This window comes from Lentzea sp. NPDC003310, assembly GCF_040610935.1.
Lineage (GTDB): Bacteria > Actinomycetota > Actinomycetes > Mycobacteriales > Pseudonocardiaceae > Lentzea.
Window position 1 is genome coordinate 207,816 of sequence record NZ_JBEXNC010000011.1, and the last position, 24,415, is coordinate 232,230.

The 24,415-nt window shown below is 70.2% G+C and carries 23 protein-coding genes; 9 read left to right on the forward strand and 14 right to left on the reverse strand.

Annotation, left to right across the window (positions count from 1 at the left end; translation table 11 throughout):
• The first annotated feature begins 4 nt into the window (after positions 1–4).
• The 6 genes from ABZX02_RS24075 to ABZX02_RS24100 all read left to right on the forward strand — a co-directional run bounded on the left by ABZX02_RS24075 (position 5) and on the right by ABZX02_RS24100 (position 7,824).
• Positions 5–1,702 (forward strand): methylmalonyl-CoA mutase family protein, encoded by a 1,698-nt coding sequence (locus tag ABZX02_RS24075; protein WP_355300803.1) that lies wholly within the window; start codon positions 5–7, stop codon positions 1,700–1,702.
• The gene (scpA, locus tag ABZX02_RS24080) at positions 1,699–3,834 is read left to right on the forward strand and encodes a methylmalonyl-CoA mutase (protein ID WP_355300804.1); all 2,136 of its coding nucleotides are present in this window, start codon (positions 1,699–1,701) and stop codon (positions 3,832–3,834) included. Before ABZX02_RS24075 ends, scpA begins: the two co-directional genes overlap by 4 nt.
• A complete protein-coding gene (meaB, locus tag ABZX02_RS24085; protein ID WP_355300805.1) occupies positions 3,827–4,819 on the forward strand; it encodes a methylmalonyl Co-A mutase-associated GTPase MeaB in 993 nt (330 codons plus the stop codon). The genes scpA and meaB overlap by 8 nt, the downstream gene beginning before the upstream one ends.
• 56 nt (positions 4,820–4,875) lie before the next feature.
• Positions 4,876–5,169: a hypothetical protein gene (locus tag ABZX02_RS24090; protein WP_355300806.1), complete on the forward strand. Its 294-nt coding sequence runs from the start codon at positions 4,876–4,878 to the stop codon at positions 5,167–5,169.
• Positions 5,170–5,377: 208 nt separating this feature from the next.
• Entirely contained in the window at positions 5,378–6,550 is a 1,173-nt protein-coding gene (locus tag ABZX02_RS24095; protein WP_355300807.1) for a M20 family metallopeptidase, read from the forward strand.
• Positions 6,547–7,824, forward strand: coding sequence for a M20 family metallopeptidase (locus tag ABZX02_RS24100; protein ID WP_355300808.1), 1,278 nt, complete (start codon positions 6,547–6,549; stop codon positions 7,822–7,824). The genes ABZX02_RS24095 and ABZX02_RS24100 overlap by 4 nt, the downstream gene beginning before the upstream one ends.
• Here the strand turns inward: ABZX02_RS24100 and ABZX02_RS24105 are convergent.
• Together ABZX02_RS24105 and ABZX02_RS24110 are read right to left on the reverse strand one after the other, a co-directional pair.
• Positions 7,821–9,188 carry an alkaline phosphatase D family protein gene (locus ABZX02_RS24105; RefSeq protein ID WP_355300809.1) on the reverse strand — a complete coding sequence of 456 codons (1,368 nt, stop codon included), beginning with the start codon at positions 9,186–9,188 and terminating at the stop codon, positions 7,821–7,823. The genes ABZX02_RS24100 and ABZX02_RS24105 overlap by 4 nt on opposite strands.
• A 61-nt stretch (positions 9,189–9,249) precedes the next feature.
• On the reverse strand, positions 9,250–10,977 hold the full coding sequence (locus ABZX02_RS24110) for a glycerol-3-phosphate dehydrogenase/oxidase (protein WP_355301066.1): 1,728 nt from the start codon (positions 10,975–10,977) through the stop codon (positions 9,250–9,252).
• Between the two features lie 267 nt (positions 10,978–11,244).
• Between ABZX02_RS24110 and ABZX02_RS24115 the strand changes: the two genes are divergently transcribed.
• Complete coding sequence (locus tag ABZX02_RS24115) at positions 11,245–11,988, forward strand: MIP/aquaporin family protein (RefSeq protein ID WP_355300810.1); 744 nt, start codon at positions 11,245–11,247, stop codon at positions 11,986–11,988.
• Between the two features lie 13 nt (positions 11,989–12,001).
• A complete protein-coding gene (gene glpK, locus ABZX02_RS24120) occupies positions 12,002–13,510 on the forward strand; it encodes a glycerol kinase GlpK (protein ID WP_355300811.1) in 1,509 nt (502 codons plus the stop codon).
• Positions 13,511–13,676: 166 nt separating this feature from the next.
• Here glpK and ABZX02_RS24125 read toward each other — a convergent pair whose 3' ends face one another.
• The 4 genes from ABZX02_RS24125 to ABZX02_RS24140 form a co-directional block, all read right to left on the reverse strand.
• A complete protein-coding gene (locus ABZX02_RS24125) occupies positions 13,677–14,216 on the reverse strand; it encodes a sortase (RefSeq protein ID WP_355300812.1) in 540 nt (179 codons plus the stop codon).
• Between the two features lie 70 nt (positions 14,217–14,286).
• Positions 14,287–14,760 (reverse strand): hypothetical protein, encoded by a 474-nt coding sequence (locus ABZX02_RS24130; protein ID WP_355300813.1) that lies wholly within the window; start codon positions 14,758–14,760, stop codon positions 14,287–14,289.
• 12 nt (positions 14,761–14,772) lie between these two features.
• Complete coding sequence (locus tag ABZX02_RS24135) at positions 14,773–15,351, reverse strand: class F sortase (protein ID WP_355300814.1); 579 nt, start codon at positions 15,349–15,351, stop codon at positions 14,773–14,775.
• A gap of 44 nt (positions 15,352–15,395) precedes the next feature.
• Positions 15,396–16,799 (reverse strand): NAD(P)H-quinone dehydrogenase, encoded by a 1,404-nt coding sequence (locus ABZX02_RS24140; protein ID WP_355300815.1) that lies wholly within the window; start codon positions 16,797–16,799, stop codon positions 15,396–15,398.
• A gap of 108 nt (positions 16,800–16,907) precedes the next feature.
• Between ABZX02_RS24140 and ABZX02_RS24145 the strand changes: the two genes are divergently transcribed.
• Positions 16,908–17,357 (forward strand): gamma-glutamylcyclotransferase family protein, encoded by a 450-nt coding sequence (locus tag ABZX02_RS24145; RefSeq protein WP_045317832.1) that lies wholly within the window; start codon positions 16,908–16,910, stop codon positions 17,355–17,357.
• Positions 17,358–17,797: 440 nt separating this feature from the next.
• Here the strand turns inward: ABZX02_RS24145 and ABZX02_RS24150 are convergent, their stop codons facing one another.
• The 8 genes from ABZX02_RS24150 to ABZX02_RS24185 all read right to left on the reverse strand — a co-directional run bounded on the left by ABZX02_RS24150 (position 17,798) and on the right by ABZX02_RS24185 (position 24,391).
• Positions 17,798–18,604 (reverse strand): ESX secretion-associated protein EspG, encoded by an 807-nt coding sequence (locus tag ABZX02_RS24150; RefSeq protein WP_355300816.1) that lies wholly within the window; start codon positions 18,602–18,604, stop codon positions 17,798–17,800.
• Entirely contained in the window at positions 18,604–19,818 is a 1,215-nt protein-coding gene (locus ABZX02_RS24155; protein ID WP_355300817.1) for a PPE domain-containing protein, read from the reverse strand. The genes ABZX02_RS24150 and ABZX02_RS24155 overlap by 1 nt, the downstream gene beginning before the upstream one ends.
• Before the next feature lie 2 nt (positions 19,819–19,820).
• On the reverse strand, positions 19,821–20,186 hold the full coding sequence (locus tag ABZX02_RS24160) for a transcriptional regulator (protein WP_355300818.1): 366 nt from the start codon (positions 20,184–20,186) through the stop codon (positions 19,821–19,823).
• 97 nt (positions 20,187–20,283) lie between these two features.
• Positions 20,284–20,868, reverse strand: coding sequence for a DUF3558 domain-containing protein (locus tag ABZX02_RS24165; protein WP_355300819.1), 585 nt, complete (start codon positions 20,866–20,868; stop codon positions 20,284–20,286).
• Positions 20,869–20,874: 6 nt separating this feature from the next.
• Positions 20,875–21,441, reverse strand: coding sequence for a GNAT family protein (locus ABZX02_RS24170; protein ID WP_355300820.1), 567 nt, complete (start codon positions 21,439–21,441; stop codon positions 20,875–20,877).
• A gap of 10 nt (positions 21,442–21,451) precedes the next feature.
• Positions 21,452–22,225: an HAD-IA family hydrolase gene (locus tag ABZX02_RS24175; protein ID WP_355300821.1), complete on the reverse strand. Its 774-nt coding sequence runs from the start codon at positions 22,223–22,225 to the stop codon at positions 21,452–21,454.
• A complete protein-coding gene (locus ABZX02_RS24180) occupies positions 22,204–22,590 on the reverse strand; it encodes a DUF1707 domain-containing protein (RefSeq protein WP_355300822.1) in 387 nt (128 codons plus the stop codon). Before ABZX02_RS24180 ends, ABZX02_RS24175 begins: the two co-directional genes overlap by 22 nt.
• Before the next feature lie 31 nt (positions 22,591–22,621).
• Positions 22,622–24,391 carry an acetyl/propionyl/methylcrotonyl-CoA carboxylase subunit alpha gene (locus ABZX02_RS24185; RefSeq protein WP_355300823.1) on the reverse strand — a complete coding sequence of 590 codons (1,770 nt, stop codon included), beginning with the start codon at positions 24,389–24,391 and terminating at the stop codon, positions 22,622–22,624.
• Between the last annotated feature and the right edge of the window lie 24 nt (positions 24,392–24,415).

Genomic DNA, 24,415 nt, shown 5'->3' on the forward strand with positions numbered 1-24,415 from the left:
ACGCATGATGGAGTTGGCATTGACCGCCGAATTCCGCCCGAACGAGTTCCCCTCGGCGTCGAGGGAACAGTGGCGTGAGCTGGTCGACGCGGTGCTCCGCAAGACCGGCGCGAGCTTCGACTCCCTGGTCACGAAGACCTACGACGGCATCGAGCTGCAGCCGCTCTACACCCTCGACGACGCGCTGGAGCCGTACGCGCTCGCGCCCGTGAAGCAGGGCTGGGACATCCGCCAGCGCCACGCCGTGCCGGACCCGGTGTCGTTGATGAACGACCTGGAGGGCGGCGTCACCTCGCTGTGGCTCGCCGTGCCGGCGACCTCGCTGGAACGCCTGCTCGACGGCGTCTACCTCGACCTCGCACCGATCGTGCTCGACGGTTCCGTGGACGCCGCGCGGACGATGCTGCGGATCTACGACCAGGCTCCGGTGTTGCCCGCCGACGTGCGCGGCAACCTGGCCCTGACGCCGTCCGGCGAGGCGCTCGACGTCATCCGCCAGGCCCGCGCGGAGTTCCCGGGCCTGCGCACCGTCGTGGTGGACGCGCTGCCGTTCCACGACGCGGGAGGGTCCGACTCGGAGGAGTTGGGCGCGTCCCTGGCGCTCGCCGTGTCGTACCTGCGGGCGCTGACCGGCGCGGGGTTCTCGGCCGCGGACGCCTTCGCGCAGCTGGAGTTCCGCTTCGCCGCGACCGCCGACCAGTTCACGACGATCGCGAAGCTGCGCGCGGCCCGGAGGCTGTGGGCGCGGGTGGCCGAGGTGTCCGGTGTGTCCGACGCCGTGCAGGTGCAGCACGCGGTGACGTCGTCGGCGATGATGACCCGCCGCGACCCGTGGGTGAACATGCTGCGCACCACGGTGGCGTGCCTGGCCGCCGGTCTCGGTGGCGCGGACGCGGTGACGGTGCAGCCGTTCGACGCGGCGATCGGGCTGCCGGACGAGTTCGCCCGGCGGATCGCGCGCAACACGCAGAACCTGCTGCTGGAGGAGTCGCACCTCGGCGAGGTGATCGACCCCGCCGCCGGGTCCTGGTACGTGGAGCAGCTGACCGACCAGCTGGCCGCGGCGGCCTGGACGTGGTTCCGGGAGATCGAACGCGCCGGGGGGATCGGGGAGGCCCGCGCGCTGGTGGCCTCGCGGATCGCCGCGACGTGGGAGGCGCGGTCGGCCCGGCTGGCGGACCGCAGCGACCCGATCACGGGGGTGAGCGAGTTCCCGAACCTCGGCGAGAAGCCCGTCGTGCGGGACCCGGCACCTGCCGTCGAGGGCGAGCTGCCGCGGGTGCGTTATGCACAGGCCTTCGAGGAGCTGCGCGATCTCGCCGACGCCCAGCCCGAACGGCCGCAGGTCTTCCTGGCCACCCTCGGCCCGATCGCCGCCCACACCGCGCGCGCCACCTTCGCCGCCAACCTCTTCAACGCGGGCGGCTTCGCCACTCCGAACGCGGGCGCGACCAGGTCCGCCGAAGAGGTCGCGGAGAAGTTCCAGGAGTCCGGCGCCAGGGTCGCCGTCCTGTGCGGCAGCGACACGAGCTACGCCGACCAGGCCGTGCCCACCGTCGAAGCCCTGCGCAAGGCCGGTGCCGAACGCGTCCTGCTGGCCGGCAAGAAGACCGAAGCCGACGTCGACGGCTTCGTGTTCATGGGCTGCCCGGCGCTCGAGATCCTCACAAACACCTACGACTTCCTGGGAGTGGAGCGATGATCCCCAACTTCGCGGACATCGACCTCGGCCCCCTCCCGCAGGCCAAGTACGAGACCGACCTGCCGTCCTGGGAGACGCCGGAGGGCATCGCGGTCAAGCCCGTCTACGGGCCGCAGGACACCGACGGCCTCGACTTCCTGCGCACCTACCCCGGCGTCGCGCCGTTCCTGCGCGGCCCATACCCGACGATGTACGTCAACCAGCCGTGGACCGTCCGCCAGTACGCGGGCTTCTCCACGGCCGAGGAGTCGAACGCCTTCTACCGCCGCAACCTCGCGGCCGGCCAGAAGGGCCTTTCAGTCGCGTTCGACCTCGCCACGCACCGCGGCTACGACTCCGACCACCCGCGCGTCGCCGGTGACGTCGGCATGGCGGGCGTCGCGATCGACTCCATCTACGACATGCGGACGCTGTTCGACGGCATCCCGCTCGACAAGATGTCCGTGTCGATGACGATGAACGGCGCGGTGCTGCCGGTCCTCGCGCTGTTCGTGGTGGCTGCGGAGGAGCAGGGGGTGAAGCCGGAGCAGCTCATGGGGACGATCCAGAACGACATCCTCAAGGAGTTCATGGTCCGCAACACCTACATCTACCCGCCGCGGCCGTCGATGCGGATCATCTCCGACATCTTCAGCTACACCAGCCGGCACATGCCGAAGTTCAACTCCATCTCGATCTCCGGCTACCACATGCAGGAGGCCGGGGCGACGGCCGACCTGGAGCTCGCCTACACCCTCGCGGACGGTGTCGAGTACATCCGCGCGGGCCGCGAAGCGGGGCTGGACGTCGACAAGTTCGCGCCACGCCTGAGCTTCTTCTGGGCGATCGGCATGAACTACTTCATGGAGATCGCCAAGATGCGGGCCGCGCGCCTGCTCTGGGCCAAGCTGGTCAACGACTTCGAGCCGCAGAGCCCGAAGTCCCTGAGCCTGCGCACGCACTGCCAGACCTCCGGCTGGTCGCTCACCGCGCAGGACGTCTTCAACAACGTCGCGCGCACGTGCGTCGAGGCCATGGCGGCGACGCAGGGCCACACGCAGTCGTTGCACACCAACGCACTCGACGAGGCGCTTGCGCTGCCGACGGACTTCTCCGCGCGCATCGCCCGCAACACCCAGCTGCTCCTCCAGCAGGAGTCCGGCACCACGCGCGTCATCGACCCGTGGGGCGGCAGCGCCTACGTGGAGCGCCTCACGCACGAGCTCGCGGCCAAGGCCTGGGAGCACATCACCGAGGTCGAGAAGGCCGGCGGCATGGCCCGCGCGATCGACGAGGGCATCCCGAAGCTGCGCATCGAGGAGGCGGCGGCACGCACCCAGGCGCGCATCGACTCCGGCCGCCAGCCCGTCATCGGCGTGAACAAGTACCTCGTGGACGCCGACGAGCAGATCGAGGTGCTCAAGGTCGACAACGCGGGCGTGCGCGCCCAGCAGCTGGAGAAGCTGCGCCGGCTCAGGGAGGAGCGCGACCAGTCCGCAGTGGACAGTGCGCTCGCCGCCCTCACGAACGCGGCGAACGGCGAGGGCAACCTGCTGGAGCTCGCGATCGACGCGGCCCGCGCCAAGGCCACCGTCGGCGAGATCTCCGAGTCGCTCGGCAAGGTCTGGGGCCGGCACAGCGCGCAGATCCGCACCATTTCCGGGGTGTACCGGCAGGAGGTCGGCTCAGTGTCCAACGTGGACGCTTGCCGCGAGGTCGTCGAGGCGTTCGCGGAGGAGGAGGGCCGCCGTCCCCGCATCCTGGTCGCGAAGATGGGCCAGGACGGGCACGACCGCGGTCAGAAGGTCATCGCCACGGCGTTCGCGGACCTCGGCTTCGACGTCGACGTCGGCCCGCTGTTCCAGACGCCGGACGAGGTGGCGCGCCAGGCCGTCGAGGCCGACGTCCACATCGTCGGCGTGTCCTCGCTCGCCGCGGGCCACCTCACGCTCGTGCCGTCGCTCAAGGAGGAGCTCACCAAGCTCGGCCGCGAGGACATCATGATCGTCGTCGGTGGCGTGATCCCGCCGCAGGACTTCGACGAGCTGTACGCGGCGGGCGCGTCGGCGATCTTCCCGCCCGGCACCGTGATCGCGGACGCGGCGAAGGACCTGCTGGTGAAGCTCGCGAAGCAGCTCGGCCACGATGCCTAGGGTGATCGACGTCGCCGAGTACGCGAAGGGCGTGCTCGACGGCAACCGCGGCGTGCTCGCGCGGGCGATCACGCTCGTCGAGTCGACCCGCGCCGACCACCGGGCCAAGGCCCAGGAGCTGCTGGTCGAGCTGCTGCCCAAGTCCGGCGACGCGATCCGCGTCGGCATCACCGGCGTGCCCGGCGTCGGCAAGTCGACGTTCATCGACGCGCTCGGCACCATGCTGACCGAGCAGGGCCACCGGGTCGCGGTGCTCGCCGTCGACCCGTCCTCCACCCGCACCGGCGGCAGCATCCTGGGCGACAAGACGCGCATGCAGCGGCTGTCGGTCGACCAGAACGCGTTCATCCGGCCCTCGCCGACCTCGGGCACGCTCGGCGGCGTCGCGCAGGCCACCCGCGAGACGATCGTGCTGGTCGAGGCCGCTGGCTTCGACGTCGTGCTGGTCGAGACGGTCGGCGTCGGGCAGTCCGAGGTGGCCGTCGCCAACATGACGGACTGCTCGCTGTTCCTCACCCTCGCCCGCACCGGCGACCAGTTGCAGGGGATCAAGAAGGGCATCCTGGAGCTCGCGGACGTCATCGCGGTCAACAAGGCCGACGGCGAGCACGAGCTGGACGCCCGCAAGGCCGCGCGCGAACTGGCCGGGGCGCTCAAGCTGCTGCGCCCGCCGGACGCGCTGTGGCACCCGCCCGTGCTCACGTGCTCGGGCCTCACCGGAACCGGTCTCGAGGACCTGTGGTCCCGGGTCCTGGAACACCGCCGCACCCTCGAGGACGCCGGGGAGTTGGCCGAACGCCGCCGGCGCCAGCAGGTCGACTGGACCTGGATGATGGTCCGCGACGAACTGTGGCGGCAGGTCCGCGAGAGCGCCGCCGTGCGGTCGCTCGCCCCCTCCCTCGAGGAGAAGGTCCGGCTCGGAGAGCTCACCGCCACCCTTGCGGCGGAGCAGATTTTGCAGGCGTTCCAATCGGACTCACGGTGAGCGCTTAACTAGTTTGGGTGACCATCGATCGTGGTATTCGAGGTAGAGTTCAGGCCATGTCGAGGTTGCTGCTGGCCTGCGTGTTCTCGCTGATGAGCGTTCTCGGGATCGCCGGAGTGGCGTCCGCGCAAGAGACGGCGAACACGCCTGTGGCGGCCGCGCAGCAGACCACGGTCAACCCGGCTCCAGACGTGAACGCGCCGCAGGAGCCGTCGCCTGAAACGCGCGAGGAGACCAAGCGCAAGCTGTGGATCGGCGGCATCGCCGTGCTGCTGTTCGTGCTGGTCTACTACCGCAACAAGAAGCGGTGGGCGAAGTGGCGCAAGGAGCGCGCGGCCAAGAAGGGCTGACGCGCCGAGCGGTCGTCGAGGTGGGACGAACCGTTCCACCTGGTGGGACGTAATAGTCAAAATCGAACGTGCCTCTCGACCATTTGCGTCATCGTTGATCGGTCAGACCGAAACTCGCTCGCCGCTCGGCGCAGCGCTGCGACCGGCCGTCCGGTTGATCATCATCAGCGCACCGCGTCCGTCAAGTGGTGATGCAGGATGGTGGCAAATGGGTACCGACTTGAAGATCAGCACACGCTCGACCGTCGAGCGGTACTCCGACGCGCTGCTGGACCTGTCGCACTCGATCCACGCCGAGCCTGAACTGGCCTTCGAGGAGCACCGCAGCGTCGAGAAGATCACCTCTTTGCTGGTCGAGGAGGGTTTCGAGGTCGAGCACGCGGTGGCGAACCTCGACACCGCGTTCGTCGCCACGTTCGGCGACGGCGAGCTCGTGCTGGGGCTTTGTGCCGAGTACGACGCCCTGCCCGAGGTCGGGCACGCGTGCGGGCACAACGTCATCGCCGCTGCCTCGGTCGGAACGGGACTCGCTCTGCGTGACGTCGCCGACCGACTGGGTATCACCATCAAGGTGATCGGAACTCCGGCGGAGGAGGTCGGCGGCGGCAAGGTGCTCATGCTGGAACGGGGCGTGTTCGACGACGTCTCGCTCTCGATGATGGTGCACCCGGCGCCGTACGAGTCGTGCGCCGCGAAGTCGCTGGCCATCACCGACCTCGAGGTGCACTACAGCGGCAAGCCGTCCCACGCCGCCGCCGCTCCGCACCTGGGCGTCAACGCCGCGGACGCGGTCACGATCGCGCAGATGTCGATCAGCCTGCTGCGGCAGCACTTCGAGCCCGGCCAGATGGTGAGCGGCATCGTCACCAACGGCGGCACCGTGCCGAACGTAATACCCGCCCGCGCATCGGCGATGTTCGATGTGAGGGCGGAGAACCTGGAATCGTTGCAGCGCCTGGAGAACCGTATTCGGGACTGCTTCTCGGCCGGCGCGCTCGCGACCGGCTGCACCCATGAGGTGGTGCAGGTCTCACCGATCTACGCCGAGTTGACCCCCGACCCGTGGCTCGCGGACGCCTACCGGCGTGCGGCCACCGAGCTGGGCAGACGACCGCTCTCGCGTGAACAGGAACAGCGGGAGAAGATCGGGAGCACCGACATGGGCAACGTCACCAGAGTGTTGCCCGCCATCCACCCGACCATCGCCATCGACTGCGGAGACGCGGTGAACCACCAACAAGAGTTCGCGACCGCCTGTGCCTCGGCGTCGGCCGACCGTGCGCTCCTCGACGGAGCACTTGCCATGGCTTGGACGACGATCGCGACAGCCACCGATTCCCAGCAGCGCGCACGGCTGCTGGCCCGCGGAGGTGCGGCATGACGGTTCTGGACTCCCGGCCTTCGGGCTCCTCAACTGTGAAGACGTCCCCTGAGATGCTTGTCGACCCCACCGGGGTGAGCATGTCTCCTGTGGATGATCTCGGAGAAGGCCGTGGACCGGCCTGGCTCGACGACTGGCTGAAGGCGCACGCCTCCGACGTGGTCGCCTGGCGCCGGCACATCCACGCCAACCCGGAGCTCTCCCGGCGCGAGTACAACACCACCGAGCTCGTCGCGAAGCTGCTGCGCGAGGTCGGCCTCAAGCCGCGCATCCTCCCCGGCGGCACGGGCCTGATCTGCGACATCGGCCAGGGCCCCCGCTGCGTGGCTCTCCGCGCGGACATGGACGCCCTCCCGCTGCACGAGAACACGGGCCTGCCGTTCGGCTCCACTGTGGACGGTGTGTCGCACGCGTGCGGTCACGACGCCCACACCACGGTCCTGCTCGGCACCGCGCTGGCCCTCGCCTCGGCCACGGAGCTGCCGGGCCGCATCCGCCTGGTGTTCCAGCCGGCGGAGGAGGTCATGCCAGGCGGTGCGCTCGACGTGCTCGCCGCGGGCGGCCTCGACGGCGTGGAGCGGATCTTCGGCCTGCACTGCGACCCGCGCCTGCAGGTCGGCCGCATCGGCACCCGCATCGGCGCCATCACGTCGGCCTCCGACCTGCTGGAGCTGCGGCTGTCGTCGCCGGGCGGCCACACCTCGCGCCCGCACCTCACCGCGGACCTGGTGCACGCCCTCGGCACGGTCATCACCGGCCTGCCGACGATGCTGTCGCGCCGCGTCGACCCCCGCTCCGGCACCGTCCTCGTCTGGGGCGCCGTCCACGCGGGCGAGGCGCCGAACGCCGTCCCGCAGGACGGCCTGGTGCGAGGCACGCTGCGCACCGGCGACCGCGACATCTGGGCCGAGCTGGAGCCGCTGGTCAAGGACCTGGTGACGGGCCTGCTGGCCCCCACCGGCGTCGGTTTCGACCTGCACCACCGCCGCGGCGTGCCGCCGGTGGTCAACGAGCGCGAGTCGACCCAGATCCTGCGGGCCGGCATCGAGGCGGCCCTGGGCGACGACGCCCTCGCGGGCACCGAGCAGTCGTCCGGTGGCGAGGACTTCGGGTGGTACCTGGAGCACGTCCCCGGCTCGTTCGCACGCCTCGGCGTGTGGAACGGGGTGGAGAAGCAGCGCGACCTGCACCAGCCGACGTTCGACCTCGACGAGCGCGCGCTCCTCGTCGGTGTCCGGGTCATGGTGCACACGGCGTTGGCTGCTCTGGCCTAGAGCGGAACCCTCTCGGTCAGAGCGGTGTTGTGGCGCGTGCGGAACGAATGCGCACGCGCCACAGTGCTGTCCGGGTCCCGTTTGTCCGCCACGTAGTGCCAGTCCATCCGCACCTCGTCGGCCGTCACTCGCAGCGTCGAGACGCCGTGCGAGTCCAGTTCCACGAACTTCGCGTGCGGGTTCAGCGCCATGATCTGCGCCTCGAGCTGCAGTGACCCGGTGCGCGGAGGCATCTTTAGCAGCTCGTCGAAGTTGTCCGACGTCAGCGACGTGACGATGTACTCGGTGGCGACCGAAGCACCGTCCAGCGACACCTCGCAGGCCCACGAGCTGTGGATGTCGCCGGTCAGGAACACCGTGTTCTTCCGGCCGCCCAACGCCTTCAGCACCCGTTCGCGGTCGGCGGGGAAGCCGTCCCACTGGTCGGGGTTCGACGGCGGCAGGCCCGGCAGCGGCGGGATGCGGAACGGGCTGATCATCACCGAGTTGCCGACGAGCTGCCAGCGCGCGCCGTCGGTGGTGAGGGTGCTGATCAGCCAGTCGCGTTGCGCGGCACCGAGGATCGTCGTGCCGGTGCGGTAGGAGCGCAGGTCGAGCATGGTCAGCGAGGCCAGGTCGCCGAAGTGGAACGTGCGGTCGAGCTTGCCGTCGCGGACCGGCATCCACTCGTAGTAGGCCTGCGTCGCGGCGGCCAGGCGCGTGCCCCACGGGCCGTCGGTCGCGGGGTCGTGCACGGGGGAGCCGATGCTGGACGCGTTGTCCGCGCTCTCGTGGTCGTCCCAGGTCGCGATCATGGCGTGCGCCGCGTGGACCGCCTGCACGTGCCGGTCGGTCTTGTAGAGCGCGTGCCGGCGCCGGTAGTCCTCCAGCGTCACGCACTTGTGCGGCGGATCGGGCACGCGGACCTCGGTCGAGTAACCCTCGTAGACGTAGTCGCCCAGGTGGATCACGGCGTCCAGGTCCTGTTGGGCCAGGAAGCCGTAGCCCGCGAAGTGCCCGGCCGACCAGTTCGCGCAGGACACCACACCGAAGTTCAGCTCGGAACCGCAGCCCGCGGTCTTCGTGCGACCGACCGGCGACACGACGTTGCCGACGCGGAAGCGGTACCAGTAGCGGGAGTTCGGGCGCAGGCCGTGGACCTCCACCTTCACCGTGTGGTCCCGCGCCGCCGACGCGCGGGTCACGCCGCGCTTCACCACGTGCAGGAAGTGCGGGTCCGCGGACACCTCCCAGCGGACCGCCGCCGAGGTCACCACGCGCGTCCACAGCAGGACGCCGTCCGGCAGCGGATCACCGGACGCGACACCGTGCTCGAACACAGCGGAAGCGGCGTGGGCGGTACCGGTCGAAACGGCACCACCCACGGCCGCACCCAACAGAAAAGTCCTTCTACCGACCCCAGTCATGCCTCCAGCATGCCGAAGGTCAGCTCACGGGCTCCGTCAACTGCGGACGCGCTTCCGGGGCCGCGGCCCGCACCGCGTCGGCCGCCTGGTCGTCCGGCTTGGTCTGCGACGCGCGCTCGGCCTCGACCCGCGCGTTGTAGACCTCGACCTCGCGCTTGATCGCGTCGTCGTCCCAGCCGAGCACCGGCGCGATCAACCGCGCCACCGCCTCCGCCGAGTCGACGCCGCGGTGGGCGTACTCGATGGAGATGCGGGTGCGCCTGGTCAGCACGTCCTCCAGGTGCATCGCGCCCTCGTGCGAGGCCGCGTACACCGCCTCGACCTGGAGGTAGTCGGGGGAGGCCGGGATCGGCTTGAGCAGCTCCGGGTTGTCGGCCGCGAGCGACAGCACCTCGTGCACCAGCGAGCCGTAGCGGTCCAGCAGGTGCCGGACGCGGTACGGGTGCAGACCGTGTTTGGCCGCCAACTGGTCGGCCTGGTTGACCAGGGCGTGGTAGCCGTCGGCGCCGACGAGCGGCACCTTGTCCGTGATCGACGGCTGGATGCGGCCCGGCAGGTCGACGTGCGCCGCGTCCACGGCGTCCGCGCCCATCACCCGGTACGTCGTGTACTTGCCGCCCGCGATGGCGACCAGGCCGGGCGCGACCCGTGCCACGGCGTGTTCGCGGGAGAGCTTCGACGTCGAGTCGGACTCGCCCGCGAGCAGCGGCCGCAGGCCCGCGTAGACGCCCTCGATGTCGTCGTGCGTCAACGGCGTCGCGAGCACCGAGTTCACGTGCTCGAGGATGTAGTCGATGTCGTGCTTGGTGGCCGCGGGATGCGCCAGGTCGAGGTTCCAGTCCGTGTCGGTGGTGCCGACGATCCAGTGGTTGCGCCACGGGATGACGAACAGCACGGACTTCTCGGTGCGCAGGATCATCCCGGCCTCGGCGACGATCCGGTCGCGCGGCACCACGATGTGCACGCCCTTCGACGCCCGCACCCGGAACCGCCCGCGCGAGCCGGACAGCCGCTGCAGCTCGTCGGTCCAGACGCCGGTCGCGTTGATCACCGCGTGCGCCCGCACGTCGACCTCGCGGCCGTCCTCGACGTCACGCACCCGCACGCCGGACACCCGGTCCGCCTCGCGCAGGAAGCCGACGACCTGCGTGGACGTGCGCACGACGGCGCCGTAGTGGGCGGCGGTGCGGCCGACCATCATCGTGTGGCGGGCGTCGTCGGCCTGCGCGTCGTAGTAGCGGATGCCGCCGATCAACGCGTCGCGCTTCAACGCGGGCACGAGCCGCTGCGCACCGGCGCGGGTCAGGTGCTTCTGCCCCGGCACCGAGCGGGCGCCGCCCATCGTGTCGTAGAGGAACAGCCCGGCCGCCGTGTACGGGCGCTCCCAGACCCTGTTCGCGAGCGGGTAGAGGAACGCGACCGGCTTGACCAGGTGCGGGGCGATGCGCGTCAGCATCAGCTCGCGCTCGCGCAGTGCCTCGCGGACCAGGCCGAACTCGAGCTGCTCCAGGTAGCGCAGGCCACCGTGGAAGAGCTTGGAGGACCGGCTCGACGTGCCGGACGCGAGGTCGCGCGCCTCGACGAGGGCGACCCGCAGGCCGCGGGTGGCCGCGTCGAGCGCCGCGCCGACGCCGACCACACCACCACCGACCACCACGAGGTCGAACGTCTCGGACCCCAGCCGCTGCCAGGACTCCTCGCGTTCGGCCGGGCCCAGCCTGCCGGTGATCGGCGGAGCGCTGGGGATCTGCGGTGCTGCAGCTGAGTTCTTTCGCGTGGCCACGACAGGCGCCTCCCTGTGACGACTCGCGGATCACGTTACCTGCAGCAACGCGCCTTTGCCGATGGGCGCGCGACCCAGTACCCAACGGCCCGAAAACGGCCCGTTCCCGCACACCTGGCGTGGACAACTGATCAGCGCGGTAATAGCGTCCGAGCACGTTGAAGGCGGGCGGCGCGGCCCTGACCTCGGGTTTGCGCGTCCTGTCTGGCCGCAAACGAGTGGAGGTCGACGGTGAGCGCAGGATCGATCTTCGTCTGGGAGATGCTGGGGACAGCGGTCCTCATCCTCCTGGGCACCGGTGTCGTCGCGAACCAGGTGCTCAAGAACACGCTCGGCAACAGCACGGGCTTCCTGTTCGTCAACGTCGGCTGGGCCTTCGCGGTCTTCGCCGGCGCCAGCATCGCGAACCCCAGCGGGGCGCACCTCAACCCGGCCGTCACCTTCGGCCTCGCCATCGCGGACAAGACCCCGTGGGGCGACGTCCCGGTCTACGTCCTCGGGCAGATGGTCGGCGCGATCGTGGGCGCGATGCTCTGCTGGGCCACCTACAAGATGCAGTTCGACACCCACGACGAACCGCAGAACACGCTCGGCATCTTCTCCACCGGCCCGACCGTGCCGAGCGTGCCGTGGAACCTCGTCTCCGAGATCATCGGCACGTTCGTGCTCGTCCTGTGGATCCTGTTGTCGCCGGGAGCCAAGGAGTCGGTGGACGGTGTGCCGCAGTTCGGGAACTCGGCGCTCGGGTACGCGGGCGTCGCGTTCGTCGTGCTGGTGATCGGCACGTCGCTCGGTGGCCCCACGGGCTACGCCATCAACCCGGCGCGCGACCTCGGTCCGCGCATCGCCTACGCGTTCCTGATGCCGATCCGCAACAAGGGCAACGCGAACTGGGGCTACTCGTGGATCCCGGTCGCCGGCCCGCTCGTGGGTGGCGCGCTCGCCGCGCTGCTCTTCCTGGTTCTCCCGGTCTGAAAGGACTTCTCGCATGACGCAGTACGTGGCCGCGATCGACCAGGGCACGACGTCGACCCGGTGCATGATCTTCGACCACTCCGGACGGGTGGTGTCGGTCGACCAGAAGGAGCACGAACAGATCTTCCCGAAGGCGGGCTGGGTCGAGCACGACCCGAAGGAGGTCTGGCAGAACACCCGCCAGGTCGCCGCGGGCGCCCTCGCGAAGGCCGATCTGTCCACTTCGGACATCGCCGCCGTCGGCATCACCAACCAGCGCGAGACGGCGGTGGTGTGGGACAGGAACACCGGCGAACCCGTCTACAACGCCATCGTCTGGCAGGACACGCGCACCGACAAGATTGTCCAGGAGCTGGGCAACCTCGGCGGCGGACAGGAGCGCTACCGCGCCAAGGTCGGCCTGCCGCTGGCGACCTACTTCTCCGGCCCGAAGGTCCGCTGGATCCTCGACAACGTCGAGGGCGCCCGTGACCGTGCCGAAGCAGGCGACCTGCTGTTCGGCAACATGGACACGTGGGTGCTGTGGAACATGACGGGCGGCACGGACGGCGGCGTGCACGTCACCGACCCGACGAACGCCTCCCGCACCATGCTGATGGACCTCGACACGCTGCAGTGGGACTCCTCGATCGCCTCGGACATGGGCATCCCTATGTCGATGCTGCCGGAGATCCGCTCGTCGTCCGAGGTCTACGGCCAGGTGCGCGAACGCGGCGCGCTGGCGGGCGTGCCGATCGCCGGCATCCTCGGCGACCAGCAGGCGGCGACGTTCGGCCAGGCCTGCCTCTCGCCCGGCGAGGCCAAGAACACCTACGGCACCGGCAACTTCATGCTGCTCAACACCGGCACCGAGAAGGTGATGAGCGAGAACGGCCTGCTCACCACGATCTGCTACAAGATCGGTGAGGCGGCGCCGGTCTACGCCCTGGAGGGCTCGATCGCGGTCACCGGCTCGCTGGTGCAGTGGCTGCGCGACAACCTGGGCATGATCGGGTCGGCGGCGGAGATCGAGGAGCACGCCAGGTCCGTGGAGGACAACGGCGGCGCGTACTTCGTGCCGGCGTTCTCCGGCCTCTTCGCCCCGTACTGGCGATCCGACGCCCGCGGCGCGATCGTCGGCCTCACCCGGTTCGTCAACAAGGGCCACCTCGCCCGGGCGGTGCTGGAGGCGACGGCGTTCCAGACCCGCGAGGTGCTCGACGCGATGAACGCCGACTCGGGCGTCGACCTGACCGCGTTGAAGGTCGACGGCGGCATGGTCGTGAACGAGCTGCTGATGCAGTTCCAGGCGGACATCCTCGGCGTCCCGGTCATCCGGCCGGTTGTCGCGGAGACCACCGCCCTGGGTGCTGCTTATGCGGCCGGGCTCGCGGTCGGGTTCTGGAAGACCGAGGACGACATCCGCGAGAACTGGGCGCAGGACAAGCAGTGGGAGCCGCAGATGGACGACTCCCGCCGCGCATCGGAGTACGCGAACTGGAAGAAGGCGGTCAGCAAGACCTTCGACTGGGTCGAGGACTGAGTTATTGGTCGCTGCTGCGCAGACTCCGGCGAGTTCGCCGGGAAGTCGGTCGTCCGGCCGACTCGCTTCCGCCGAAATGGGCTTCGCCGATTTCGGCGGAAGCGGGTGACCGGACGACCGACGCGAACTCGCGGACCCGTGGGCACTGCCCTGCCACTCGGCTGGGTCAGGCGCTCGGGGCTGCGTGCACGATCACGTTGTCGCGGGTGCCACACGTGATCAGCCGCAGCCCCTTCTCGTCCTTGTCCCGGGCGACGGCCTCCGCGAAGAAGTCGTCCCGGATGATCCGCTCCGACCGCGTCACCGTGAACCGGGCGACCGTTCCGTCCTTCTTGGACACTTCCACCAGGTCGCCCTCGACCAGGTCGTTCAGCCGGAAGAACACGCCTCTGGCCTTGTTGCTCTCGATCCGGCCCACGATGATCCACTGCTGCGGCTGCGTCTGGTACCAGCCCGCCTGCATGCCCTCGTTCGCCGGCGGCATCTGCACGACGCCCAGGTGGTCGAGGCCGAGTGCGACGAGCGACGACCGCACGCCGATCCGCTCCACCCGCAGTTCCATCGGATCGGAGTCGCCGAGAGGTGACACCACCGGCGGCGGAGCGCTTTCGCTCGTCGCCGCCGACGGTTTCGGTGCCGGAGCCTGCGAACAGGCCGCCGTGGCCAGCGCCACGCACAGCACCGTGATCAAGACACGAGTCCCCACGAACCCATTGACGCACATCCGGTGGGTTAGTTGCGCGTCCAACCCAGACGGAGTCGAACCGTGATCATGATTACGGTGCCGTGCCGCCACCCGTCTGTGGTGCGCCCTTCGGCTTGACGACCGGTTTCGGTCCCGGTTTCGGCGGCGGGGTCGTGGTCGGTGGGGTGCCGAGGATCCGGAACGTCTTCACGCTGCGCTCCGGGCGGTTCGCGCACTGGAAGACGACCTCGTAGGTGCCGGGTGTGGTGATCGCCCTGGTGTCGCCGCTGAAGCGGCCGAAGTTGCCGCCGCGGGTGAACCTCAGCGGTTCCGCGAAGCCGGGCGAGGTGAGCGGACCCGCCGGGGTGCAGCCGGTGTTCATGTCGCCGCCCGCGGTGAGCGTGCCGCCCGGTTCGACCTCGGCGGGGAGGAGGTACCAGTTGATCACCAGCGGGAGCACGGTGGACTGCGGCGGTTCCGGTTGCCGGGCGGTGGCGAGCGGTGTGAACGCGGCGGTGGTCAGCAGTGCGATCGCGGTGGTCGCCAGGGTTCTGCTGCGTGGCATGGTGTTACCCCCTCAGATCAGCGTCGCGTAGACGATGAGGTTGTCCCGGTAGCCGCGGGTGGCCTGGTCGAACTCACCTCCGCAGGTGATCAGCCGCAGCTCGGGCTCGGCGGTGTCGCCGTAGACGGCCTCGGTGGGGAAGCTGCTCTTGGCGACCTGCTCGGTCGCGCGCACGCGGAACCGGGCCGTGGTGCCGTCCTTTCTGGACACCTCGACCTCGTCACCAGCGGTGAGTTCCTTGAGGCGGAGGAAGATTCCCGGCTGCCTGTTGCCGTCGACGTGGCCGAGCACGACGGCGGGTCCCGTCTCGCCCGGCGTGCGGGCGAGCGCGTACCAGCCGGCCTGCATCGGCTGCTCGACCGGGGGTACCTCGATCGTCTCGTCCGGGTTCAGGCCCAGCGGGACGAGCGAGGACCTCGCGCCGATCTTCGGGATGCGCACCTCGGTCGGTTCCGACGGCGGCATTCCCCTGTCCACAGTGGAGTGCGTGGTCGGCGCCGGCCCGGTGGGCAGCAGCGTGACGTCGGAAGGTTTGGCACAGCCGGTGATCAGCGGTGCCAGCGCGGCGAACATCCCCCAGAACGAACGCATGCCCCGGACACGTCGGTGTCCGGGGCACGGTTGCCGGGTGTTACCTAATCGAGATCGTCGTGCCGCATGAGCTGGCGGCCGGCTTCGGTGATGGAGCCCGAGAGCGACGGGTAGACCGAGAACGTCGTGGCCAGGTGCTCGACCGTCAGCTGGTTCTGCACGGCCAGCGCGATCGGCAGGATGAGCTCGCTCGCGTTCGGGGCGACGCAGACGCCGCCGATGACCACGCCGGTGGCCGGGCGGCAGAACAGCTTCACGAAGCCGCGGCGCAGACCCTCCATCTTGGCGCGGGGGTTCGTGGCGAGCGGCAGCATGATCGTGCGCGCGGGCACCTCACCCGAGTCGATCGCCTGCTGGCTGATGCCGACGGACGCGATCTCGGGGTTCGTGAAGACGTTCGCGGCGACGGTCTTGAGCTTGATCGGGCTGACGCCCTCGCCCAGCGCGTGCCACATCGCGATGCGCCCCTGCATGGCGGCGACGGACGCGAGCAGCAGCACACCGGTGCAGTCGCCGGCTGCGTAGACGCCGCTGACGTTCGTCCGGCTGACCCGGTCGACCGGGATGTAGCCGCCACGCCCGAGCTCGATGCCGATCTTCTCGAGACCGATGTCGTTCGTGTTCGGCACCGAACCGACCGTCATCAGGGCGTGCGATGCCTCGATCGTGCGACCGTCTTCCAGGTGGATCAGCACGCCGTCGCCGGTGTTCTCGACCCGGTCCGCACGGGCGTGCTTGACGACGGCCGTGCCGCGCTCGGCGAACACGTCCTCGAGCACCACGGCCGCGTCGGCGTCCTCGTGGGGCAGCACGCGGTCCCGGCTGGAGACCATCGTCACCTTCACGCCCATCTCGGTGTAGGCGCTGGCGAACTCGACACCGGTGACGCCGGACCCGATCACCGCGAGGTGTTCGGGCAGCTCGGGGAGGTCGTAGATCTGCCGCCAGGTGAGGATCCGCTTGCCGTCGGGCTCGGCGCCCTGCAACACGCGCGGGGTCGCACCGGTTGCGATGAGCACCACATCGGCGTTGAGGACCTCCTCGGTCCCGTCCGCGGCGGTCGCCACGACCTGGTGCTGGGCGAGCCCGCGCGAGTCGTCGACGAACTTCGCGAGCCCGTTGATGATCCGCACGCCCTCGCGCTGCAGCCGCGCCCGGACGTCCGCGGACTGCGCGAGCGCCAGCCCCTTCACCCGACCGTGTACGACCGGCAGATCGACGGCGGCTTGCTCATTGTGGGTCTGAATGCCCAGCTCACCGGCGTTGCGGAAGGCACTGCGGGCACCCGCGGAGGCGATGAACGTCTTGGACGGCACGCAGTCGTACAACACGCAGGCGCCACCGGCCCCGTCGTTCTCGACGACGGTCACATCAGCGCCGTGCTGTGCAGCGACCAGGGCTGCCTCGTAACCTGCGGGTCCGCCGCCCATGATGACGATGCGGGTCACGATCAGTCCCTTCTGCGTGCTTGTCGGCCGGGACAACCGTACGCGTTGACCGAATCGACCGTGTCGTCAGTACCGAAAGCTGATCGCCACGCCGCTACGCTGTCGGACGTGCCGCTCTATGCCGCGTACGGGTCGAACATGGATCCGAACCAGATGATGGAGCGAGCCCCGTACTCCCCGCTCGCGGGGACCGGCTGGCTCGTCGGTTGGCGTCTGACGTTCGGTGGCGAGGACCTGGGCTGGGAGGGGGCCCTCGCGACGATCGTCGAGGAACCAGACCAGCAGACGTTCTGCGTGCTCTACGACGTGTCACCACGGGACGAGTCGCGGCTCGACCGGTGGGAGGGCGCGCTCGGGCTCTACAAGAAGATCCGGTTGCGCGTGCAGACCCTCGAGGGGTCCGTGGTGGCCTGGCTCTACGTGTTGGACGCGTATGAGGGTGGGTTGCCGTCGGCCCGGTACATCGGGGTGGTCGCCGATGCCGCTGAGGCTGCTGGGGCGCCGGACGACTACGTCAACGACCTGCGGACTCGGCCTTGTCAGGGGATTGGGCCCTGATCCTTGGGGCGGCTTGCGTTTGAGCCTCGCGTTCCAGCGGGGTGGGCGAGTGCCGTGCGTCCTGTCACCTTGCGAGGGTGGTCGGCTTGGGCCGGGACGAGCCGGGTCATTTCATCGCCGCTGCGCGACGATAGCGATTGGGGCTTGACTTCGGGGCCCTTGCGAGACGCTGGTCGGCCGTTAAAAGCCGGGCTGAAAAGCGCCCGGCCGAGCTCGCGAGGGTAGCGTCTCGCACCCAAAGTCAAGCCCCAATTGCCATCGTGCGTGGTTGCCTTGACACCGGACGTCACCATTACCGCTGACCAGGGCGGTAGAGGTTCCTACGCCTCGCCTTCGGCATTGCGTTGGGGCGGAAGGTGGCTCGCCTTCGGCTTCGCCCTGCCCAACCAGGCCCTGCCCGCCCAGTCCGGCCATGACCCGCCCATCCCGGCCGGGAGCGCTCAGGCTCCCGTTGCCTCCGCCAGCAGTTCCACCAGGTGGTGGTGCATGCGGCGGTAGTCCACCGGCGTGATCGTCGACCACGGCGGCTGGCCTTCCGTCGCGCGGCGCATCTGCAGGTAGCGGCCCTTCGGGGTGTCGTAGAAGGCGACCACGCGGTCCGGGCGGACCCTCTTGCCCCACTTGTCGCGTGCTGCCGCGCCGAACTGGCCCCTGTTCGAGGCGTCTCGGACCATTTCGGCCAGGGTGTGGGCGTCGTCGCCGCGGAGTTTGTTCTGGAGGCCCTGTTCCAGTTCCTCGGGGGTGGTGGCCGAGGCTGCTGCGGCGTCGAGGTCTGCCGAGGGCAGGGTGATCGAGTGGCCTTCGCCTGCCGGGGCGGTCGGGAGTGCCGTGAGGGCCTCTCGGGGGAGGCCTCCGGCTTCGGCTGGGCGGAGGACCAGTTGGCCGCCGTCGAGGATGGCGAGGACGCCGGACAGGCCCTTGCCCGCTGCCAGGACTCGGACCGAGCGTTCGTCGAGCCACATGCGGGCGTCGATCTCCTGCTGCGGGCGGTTCAGGACGTGCAGCAGGTCCTCGAGGGTCGGGTCCAGGTTGCGGGGGCCGCCGAGGCCGCGGGCTCCGAGCTGGAGCCAGACGCGGTCCTCGATGGCCCTGCGTTCTTCCCTCGTCTTGCCCGGTGAGGGGACTTTCAGGACGAGCGGCATCGTCTCCAGGCCCAGGTGTTCCCAGAGGACGTCGAACTCCAGCGTGGAGATGACCACCGGGTCTCGCGTGTCGCTCGTTCCGGTGTCCAAGCCGAACAGAGTCATCAGTCGGTCGTGCTCTCCCCGATCACGGGCAGCGAGTAGCTGCCCACGCCGTAGATGTCGTCGCGCTCGCGGAGGTAGTCGGCGGCCTTGTGCTCCAAGTCCTCCTCTTCCTCGCCCTTGCGCGGGCCCATGCCGCCGAACGGGTCGAACGACTGCGGCATCGGCACGGCCCTGCGGTGGACCTGGTCGTTGTTCTGGCCACCGACCGTGCCCAGCGCGCCCATGGCGGAGCCCGCCGCGCCGTTCACGCCTGCCATGTGGCCCGCGTTCATGACCGTGCCCGCGGCGGCCGCGCTGGAGGCGGCGGTCGCGCCGTCCTCCATCTGCTTCACCTCGGTGCCGTTCGCGGACGAGCCCGAACGGCCGTTGGTGCGCTGGCCCGGCAGGCCGACGCCCGCGGCTCCCGTGTTGCCCGGGCCACCCGCGCCGGTGCCGGTGCCGTGACCGGTGAGCGAGTTGTGCGTGCCCCTGGTCGTGGTGCCGTTCGTGGTGCCCGCGTTCGACGTGCTGGTCGTGGTGCCCGGTGCGGACGTGCCGCCGCGCGGCGGGGGTGCGGTCGTGCCCCGCGTGCCGGACGAGGTGCGGCCGCGCGTCGAGGTGCCGGCGGTGCCGGTCGGGCCACCGGCCCAGACCGTGGGCGCGCCGATCTGGACGCCGCCGCCGTGCGCGACGCCGCTGCCGCTGATCTGCAGCTGCGGGGGCTGGCTGAACTGGCCGAGCGTCGAGGTGTTCGCCGTAGTGGACGACGCGTAGGTGGTCATGACCTCACGGGCGCGGCGCTCGGCGGCGTCCTGGGCCGCCTCCTGCTTCTCGTGGTCGGTCTGGCCGCCGAAGAGGTGCGTGATGCCGGTGACGAGCGCGCCCGGCTGCTCCGCGGTCACGGCGACCGGCTTCGGCATGTCCGCGCGGGCCTTCGAGACGTAGCCCGCCTGCAGTTCGGCGGAGTAGCGCATGACGTCGGCGCCGGTGCGCGCGCTGTCCGCCCAGGCCGCGATCGGGTTCAGGCCGGCCTTCGCCATCTCGGCGGCGTTGCCCTGCCACTTCGCGCCCGAGGACGCGATGCCGGAGTGCAGGTCGTCGTTGATCTCGCTCAACGCGGCCGACACGCCCTGCCAGCGCTCCATCGACGCGAAGGACGCCGAGGGGCCGGGACCGGCGTGGATGCGTTCGTACAGCTCCTTGTGGCTGTAGCCCTGCCAGCGGTGATCAGACATGGTCAGCACCCGCTCTTGTTCATCATGCCGGTGTTGTCGCCCTCGACCACGTTGTACTGGCGCTCGATCTGGTTGAGGTTGTCCATCGCGGTCTTGAGCTGCCGCTGGTAGTTCAGCAGCGCCTGCAACGCCGAGTCGCCGTCCGCGATCGAGCGGTCGTTGAACTTCTCGGCGGCCTCGGCGCTGACCGGGTCACCCGCCCACGGGCGCACGCGGAACTCGGTGATCGCCATCTCGATCTGCTTGTCCAGCTTGATCAGGGCGGCCGAGAACGTGCTGCGCAACGCGGGGATCGCCTCCGGCTCCACGCTCAGCTGGTGCGAGGTGGGTGGCGAGGAGTCTGCCCCGCTGCGTCCCCCTGGCGGCATGGTGAGACCTCCGGCGGTTGTGCCTACAAGCGCATCGACACTCTAACCACTGAAGGTAACGCCTGGGAGTGCGATCAGTGACATCCGCCCGTGTGGGTCAGCGCTTCTGGAGCAAACTGGCCATCGCCGCCTCTGCCACCCGCAGGGCGCCGAGGCAAAGATGATCTTGTTGCACCGCAGTGGAATTGCCGCCGTCGCGGAACATCACGTCGAGGAACTGACCGTCCGCCACGTCCACCTCGACGTTGCAGACGTCGTGCACGTCGGGTGTGCGGACAGTGATCGCCGTGAACCCCTCGATCGTGCCGACGGTGTAGTCGACCTGGGCGTTCTCCGAGAGCCACACGTCCGCGCCGGACACCACCACCAGCGCGAGCCGCGCCACGTTCCCGCTGGTCGTGCTGCGGATCGTGCACGCCCGCGCGCTGCCGAAGCTCGGCTCGACGTACGCGCTCGGCGGGTTGTCGAGGCTGAGCGAGACGCGTTGCTCCTCGGTCAGCACCGCGCACGGGTCAACGGTGTCGAGCGGCACCGCGCGCGGCCGGGGCGGGAAGTCGAGCAGGGAGGGCGCCGTCGTGGTCGTCGGCGGCGGGGGCGGCACGGTGGTCAGCGAGCTCTGCTTCGGCGGCGCGGTGCAGCCGGCCAGCACCAGCGCGACGATGAGGATCCCCGTGGTCCGCATGGCCGGTCACCGTAGCTGCTCGGGGAAGGGGTCCGACGCCAGTCGTGACCACAGCAACTGGTCTTCGCGCTGATCACCGACGATCGCCTCCTCGCGAAGACGACCCTCAAGAGTGAACCCGCACTTCTCCGCGACCCGCTGGGAGGCCGTGTTCGACACCGCGTGGCGGTAGGTGACCCGGTGGATCTCCATCGCGCCGTAGACCCAGCCGAGAACCGAGTTGAGCGCCCTGGGCAGCACGCCCTTGCCGCGGTGCCCGGGCTGGCTCCAGCACATCACCTCGGCCGACGCGAGGTGGCGGTCGACGTTGTGGATCACGATCCCGGCCTGCACCTGCGCGGTCACGGCCTCGCAGACCGCCCACGACCAGCGGTAGTCCTTCTCCCAGCCGTCGGACAGCAGCAGGACCAGCGTCTCCGCCGACGGCGCGTCGTCGCCGGTCAGCCGCGGCATGTACCGCCTGGTCTCCGGGTCGGCGAAGTTCTCGGCCAGCACCGGCACGTCGTCGATGCGGTCGTCGCTGCGGAAGGCGCGCAGGTAGTACTCACCCGCGTTGATCTCGACTGGCTCCACGCGCAGGAGGCTAACCCGCGTCCCCGGTGAACCCGTCGTGGCGCTCCGCCAGCTCGTCGAGCTCGGGGCGGTGGGCCGAGGCGGGCAGGCCGTCGGGCGCGGTGGTCAGCTCGACCACCCAGTCCACGTCCTCGGCGTCGTCCTCGCCCGCGAGCATGTCCCGGTGCACGAGGCACGGGCCCCAGCCGTCCTCCAGCAACTCCGCCGCGAGCTCCTCGGCCTCGTCGCGGTCGGGCAGGATCAGCAGGACGGTGGGCGGGACGAGGCCGCGCACCGCGAGTGCGGTCCGCAACGCCGCCACGTCCGGCACGTGCACGCCGTCCAGGCCCGCCGCCGTGGCGGCCTCCGCGTTGGCCGCGGTGTCGTCGCAGAAGACGGCCTCCGCGTACCCGAGCTCGGCGAGCACCCGCCGGAAGATCGCCGGGTCCGGCTTCGCGAGTCCGAGCCGTGCGGAGTTGAAGACCGCGTCGACCTCCGCGTCGAGCCCGAGGGTCGCCAGGTCCTCTTCCAGCCGTGTGGTCGCGTTGGTCAGCAACGCGACGAAGCACTGCCGTCGTGCCGTGCGCACCAACGCCAGCGCCTCGGGGATCACCTCGCCGGTCGAGACGGGGAAGTCCGCCTCCCGCCGCCACTGCTCGTCGGTGATCTCGCCGGTGACGGCGCGGTGCAGCAGCGACGGCTCGAACGCGCGCGCGGCGACCTCGGGCGCGATCGGCGGGAACGAGCGCAGCACGCCGTCGAGGTCCAGCAGCAGCAAGGGTTTCAGCGCCGGCGTCCGTTCCACGTGCCCCACAGGATCGCCACGGCGGGGACGAGCAGGAAGATCAGCGGGTTCTTCACCACGGCGAAGAACAGGATCACGGTCGCGATGCCCACGAGGGGGACGAGCGCGCCCTCCCAGCGGCGCGCGGGGGCCTTGGCGGGCTCGTTGAACATCGGCACCGGCGCGACGAACTGCGGCCGCGGGTCCGGCAGGTCGTGGAACAGCGCCATCACCTCGCCGCGGGTCTTCGCGGTGGTGATCTTCGCGGACCGCTCGCCGTACTCCTCGACGTCGATGCGGCCCGCGCTCATGTGCTCGCCGAGCACCTGCAACGCCTGCTGGCGTTCGGTGTCACCGATGCGGATGTCCCTGCTCGGGTCGCTCACGAACTCAATCGTAGGCGAGCGACCCGGCCGGTCAGTCCTTCAGCTCGCAGATCACGGTGCCCTGGGTGATCGGGTCGCCGGGCGCGGCCGCGAGACCCGTCACCGTGCCGGCCTTGTGCGCCGTCACCGGGTTCTCCATCTTCATGGCCTCCAGCACCACGATCAGGTCGCCCGCCTCGACGGTCTGCCCGTCCTCGACGGCCACCTTCACGATCGTGCCCTGCATCGGCGCGGCCACCGCGTCGCCCGAGACGTTCGCGGAACCGCCACCACCGCGCTTCGCCTTCGGCTTCTTCGAAGCAGCAGCGGCGGGCTTGCCGGACCCGATCGCGAGGTCACCCGGCAGCGAGACCTCCAGGCGGCGTCCGCCGACCTCGACCACCACGGTCTGGCGCGGCGTCTCGTCCTCGGCGGCCTCGCCCGCTCCCGTGAACGGCGCGATCTGGTTGTCGAACTCCGTCTCGATCCACCGCGTGTGGACGGTGAAGCCCTCGGGCTTCTCGGCGGTGAACGCCGCGTCCCGCACGATCACCCGGTGGAACGGCAGCACCGTCGCCATGCCCTCGACGACCATCTCGTCGAGCGCGCGCCGCGAGCGGGCCAGCGCCTCCTCGCGGGTCTCGCCGGTGACGATCAGCTTGGCCAGCAACGAGTCGAACTGCCCGCCGATCACCGAACCGCTCTCGACGCCCGCGTCCACGCGGACACCGGGACCGGACGGCGCGACGAACGACGTGACGGTGCCGGGCGCGGGCAGGAAGCCGCGACCGGCGTCCTCGCCGTTGATCCGGAACTCGATCGAGTGCGCGCGCGGCGTCGGGTCCTCGGTGTACCGGAGCTTCTCGCCGGCGGCGATGCGGAACTGCTCGCGCACCAGGTCGAGGCCCGTCGTCTCCTCCGACACCGGGTGTTCGACCTGCAGGCGCGTGTTGACCTCCAGGAACGAGATCGACCCGTCGAGACCGACGAGGTACTCGACCGTGCCGGCGCCGTGGTAGCCCGCCTCCAGGCAGATCGCCTTGGCGGAGCTGTGGATCGTGGCGCGCTGCTCGTCGGTCAGGAACGGCGCGGGCGCCTCCTCGACCAGCTTCTGGTGGCGGCGCTGCAGCGAGCAGTCGCGGGTGCCGACGACGATCACGTTGCCGTGGGTGTCGGCGAGGACCTGCGCCTCGACGTGGCGCGGCTTGTCCAGGTAGCGCTCGACGAAGCACTCGCCGCGGCCGAACGCCGTGACGGCCTCGCGGACCGCCGAGTCGAACAGCTCGGGGATCTCCTCGAGAGTGCGCGCGACCTTCAGGCCGCGGCCACCACCGCCGAACGCCGCCTTGATCGCGACCGGCAGGCCGTGCTCGGAGGCGAACGCGATGATCTCGTCCGGCCCGTTGACCGGGTCCTTGGTGCCGGGCACCAGCGGGGCGCCCGCGCGCATCGCGATGTGCCGCGCCGTCACCTTGTCGCCGAGGTCGCGGATCGCCTGCGGCGTCGGGCCGATCCACACAAGCCCGGCGTCGAGCACGGCCTGCGCGAAGTCGGCGTTCTCGGACAGGAAGCCGTAGCCGGGGTGCACGGAGTCGGCACCGGACTGCGCGGCGGCGGCCAGCACCTTCTCGAACGACAGGTAGCTCTCACCGGGGGTGTTGCCGCCCAGCGCGAACGCCTCGTCGGCGAGCCGCACGAACGGCGCGTCGCGGTCGGGATCGGCGTAGACGGCGACGCTCGTCAGTCCGGCGTCACGGCAGGCTCGGATGACCCGGACGGCGATCTCACCGCGGTTCGCGATGAGCACCTTGCGCAGCGACACGGCGTCGTACCTCCTGCTGGACCG

Bases quoted from the DNA above. Each gene is read 5' to 3' on its own strand.
- ABZX02_RS24075 (WP_355300803.1), top strand. From the start codon at position 5: ATGATGGAGTTGGCATTGACCGCCGAATTCCGCCCGAACGAGTTCCCC.
- scpA (WP_355300804.1), top strand. From the start codon at position 1,699: ATGATCCCCAACTTCGCGGACATCGACCTCGGCCCCCTCCCGCAGGCC.
- meaB (WP_355300805.1), top strand. From the start codon at position 3,827: ATGCCTAGGGTGATCGACGTCGCCGAGTACGCGAAGGGCGTGCTCGAC.
- ABZX02_RS24090 (WP_355300806.1), top strand. From the start codon at position 4,876: ATGTCGAGGTTGCTGCTGGCCTGCGTGTTCTCGCTGATGAGCGTTCTC.
- ABZX02_RS24095 (WP_355300807.1), top strand. From the start codon at position 5,378: ATGGGTACCGACTTGAAGATCAGCACACGCTCGACCGTCGAGCGGTAC.
- ABZX02_RS24100 (WP_355300808.1), top strand. From the start codon at position 6,547: ATGACGGTTCTGGACTCCCGGCCTTCGGGCTCCTCAACTGTGAAGACG.
- glpK (WP_355300811.1), top strand. From the start codon at position 12,002: ATGACGCAGTACGTGGCCGCGATCGACCAGGGCACGACGTCGACCCGG.
- ABZX02_RS24130 (WP_355300813.1), bottom strand. From the start codon at position 14,760: ATGCCACGCAGCAGAACCCTGGCGACCACCGCGATCGCACTGCTGACC.
- ABZX02_RS24135 (WP_355300814.1), bottom strand. From the start codon at position 15,351: ATGCGTTCGTTCTGGGGGATGTTCGCCGCGCTGGCACCGCTGATCACC.
- ABZX02_RS24150 (WP_355300816.1), bottom strand. From the start codon at position 18,604: ATGACTCTGTTCGGCTTGGACACCGGAACGAGCGACACGCGAGACCCG.
- ABZX02_RS24155 (WP_355300817.1), bottom strand. From the start codon at position 19,818: ATGTCTGATCACCGCTGGCAGGGCTACAGCCACAAGGAGCTGTACGAA.
- ABZX02_RS24160 (WP_355300818.1), bottom strand. From the start codon at position 20,186: ATGCCGCCAGGGGGACGCAGCGGGGCAGACTCCTCGCCACCCACCTCG.
- ABZX02_RS24165 (WP_355300819.1), bottom strand. From the start codon at position 20,868: ATGCGGACCACGGGGATCCTCATCGTCGCGCTGGTGCTGGCCGGCTGC.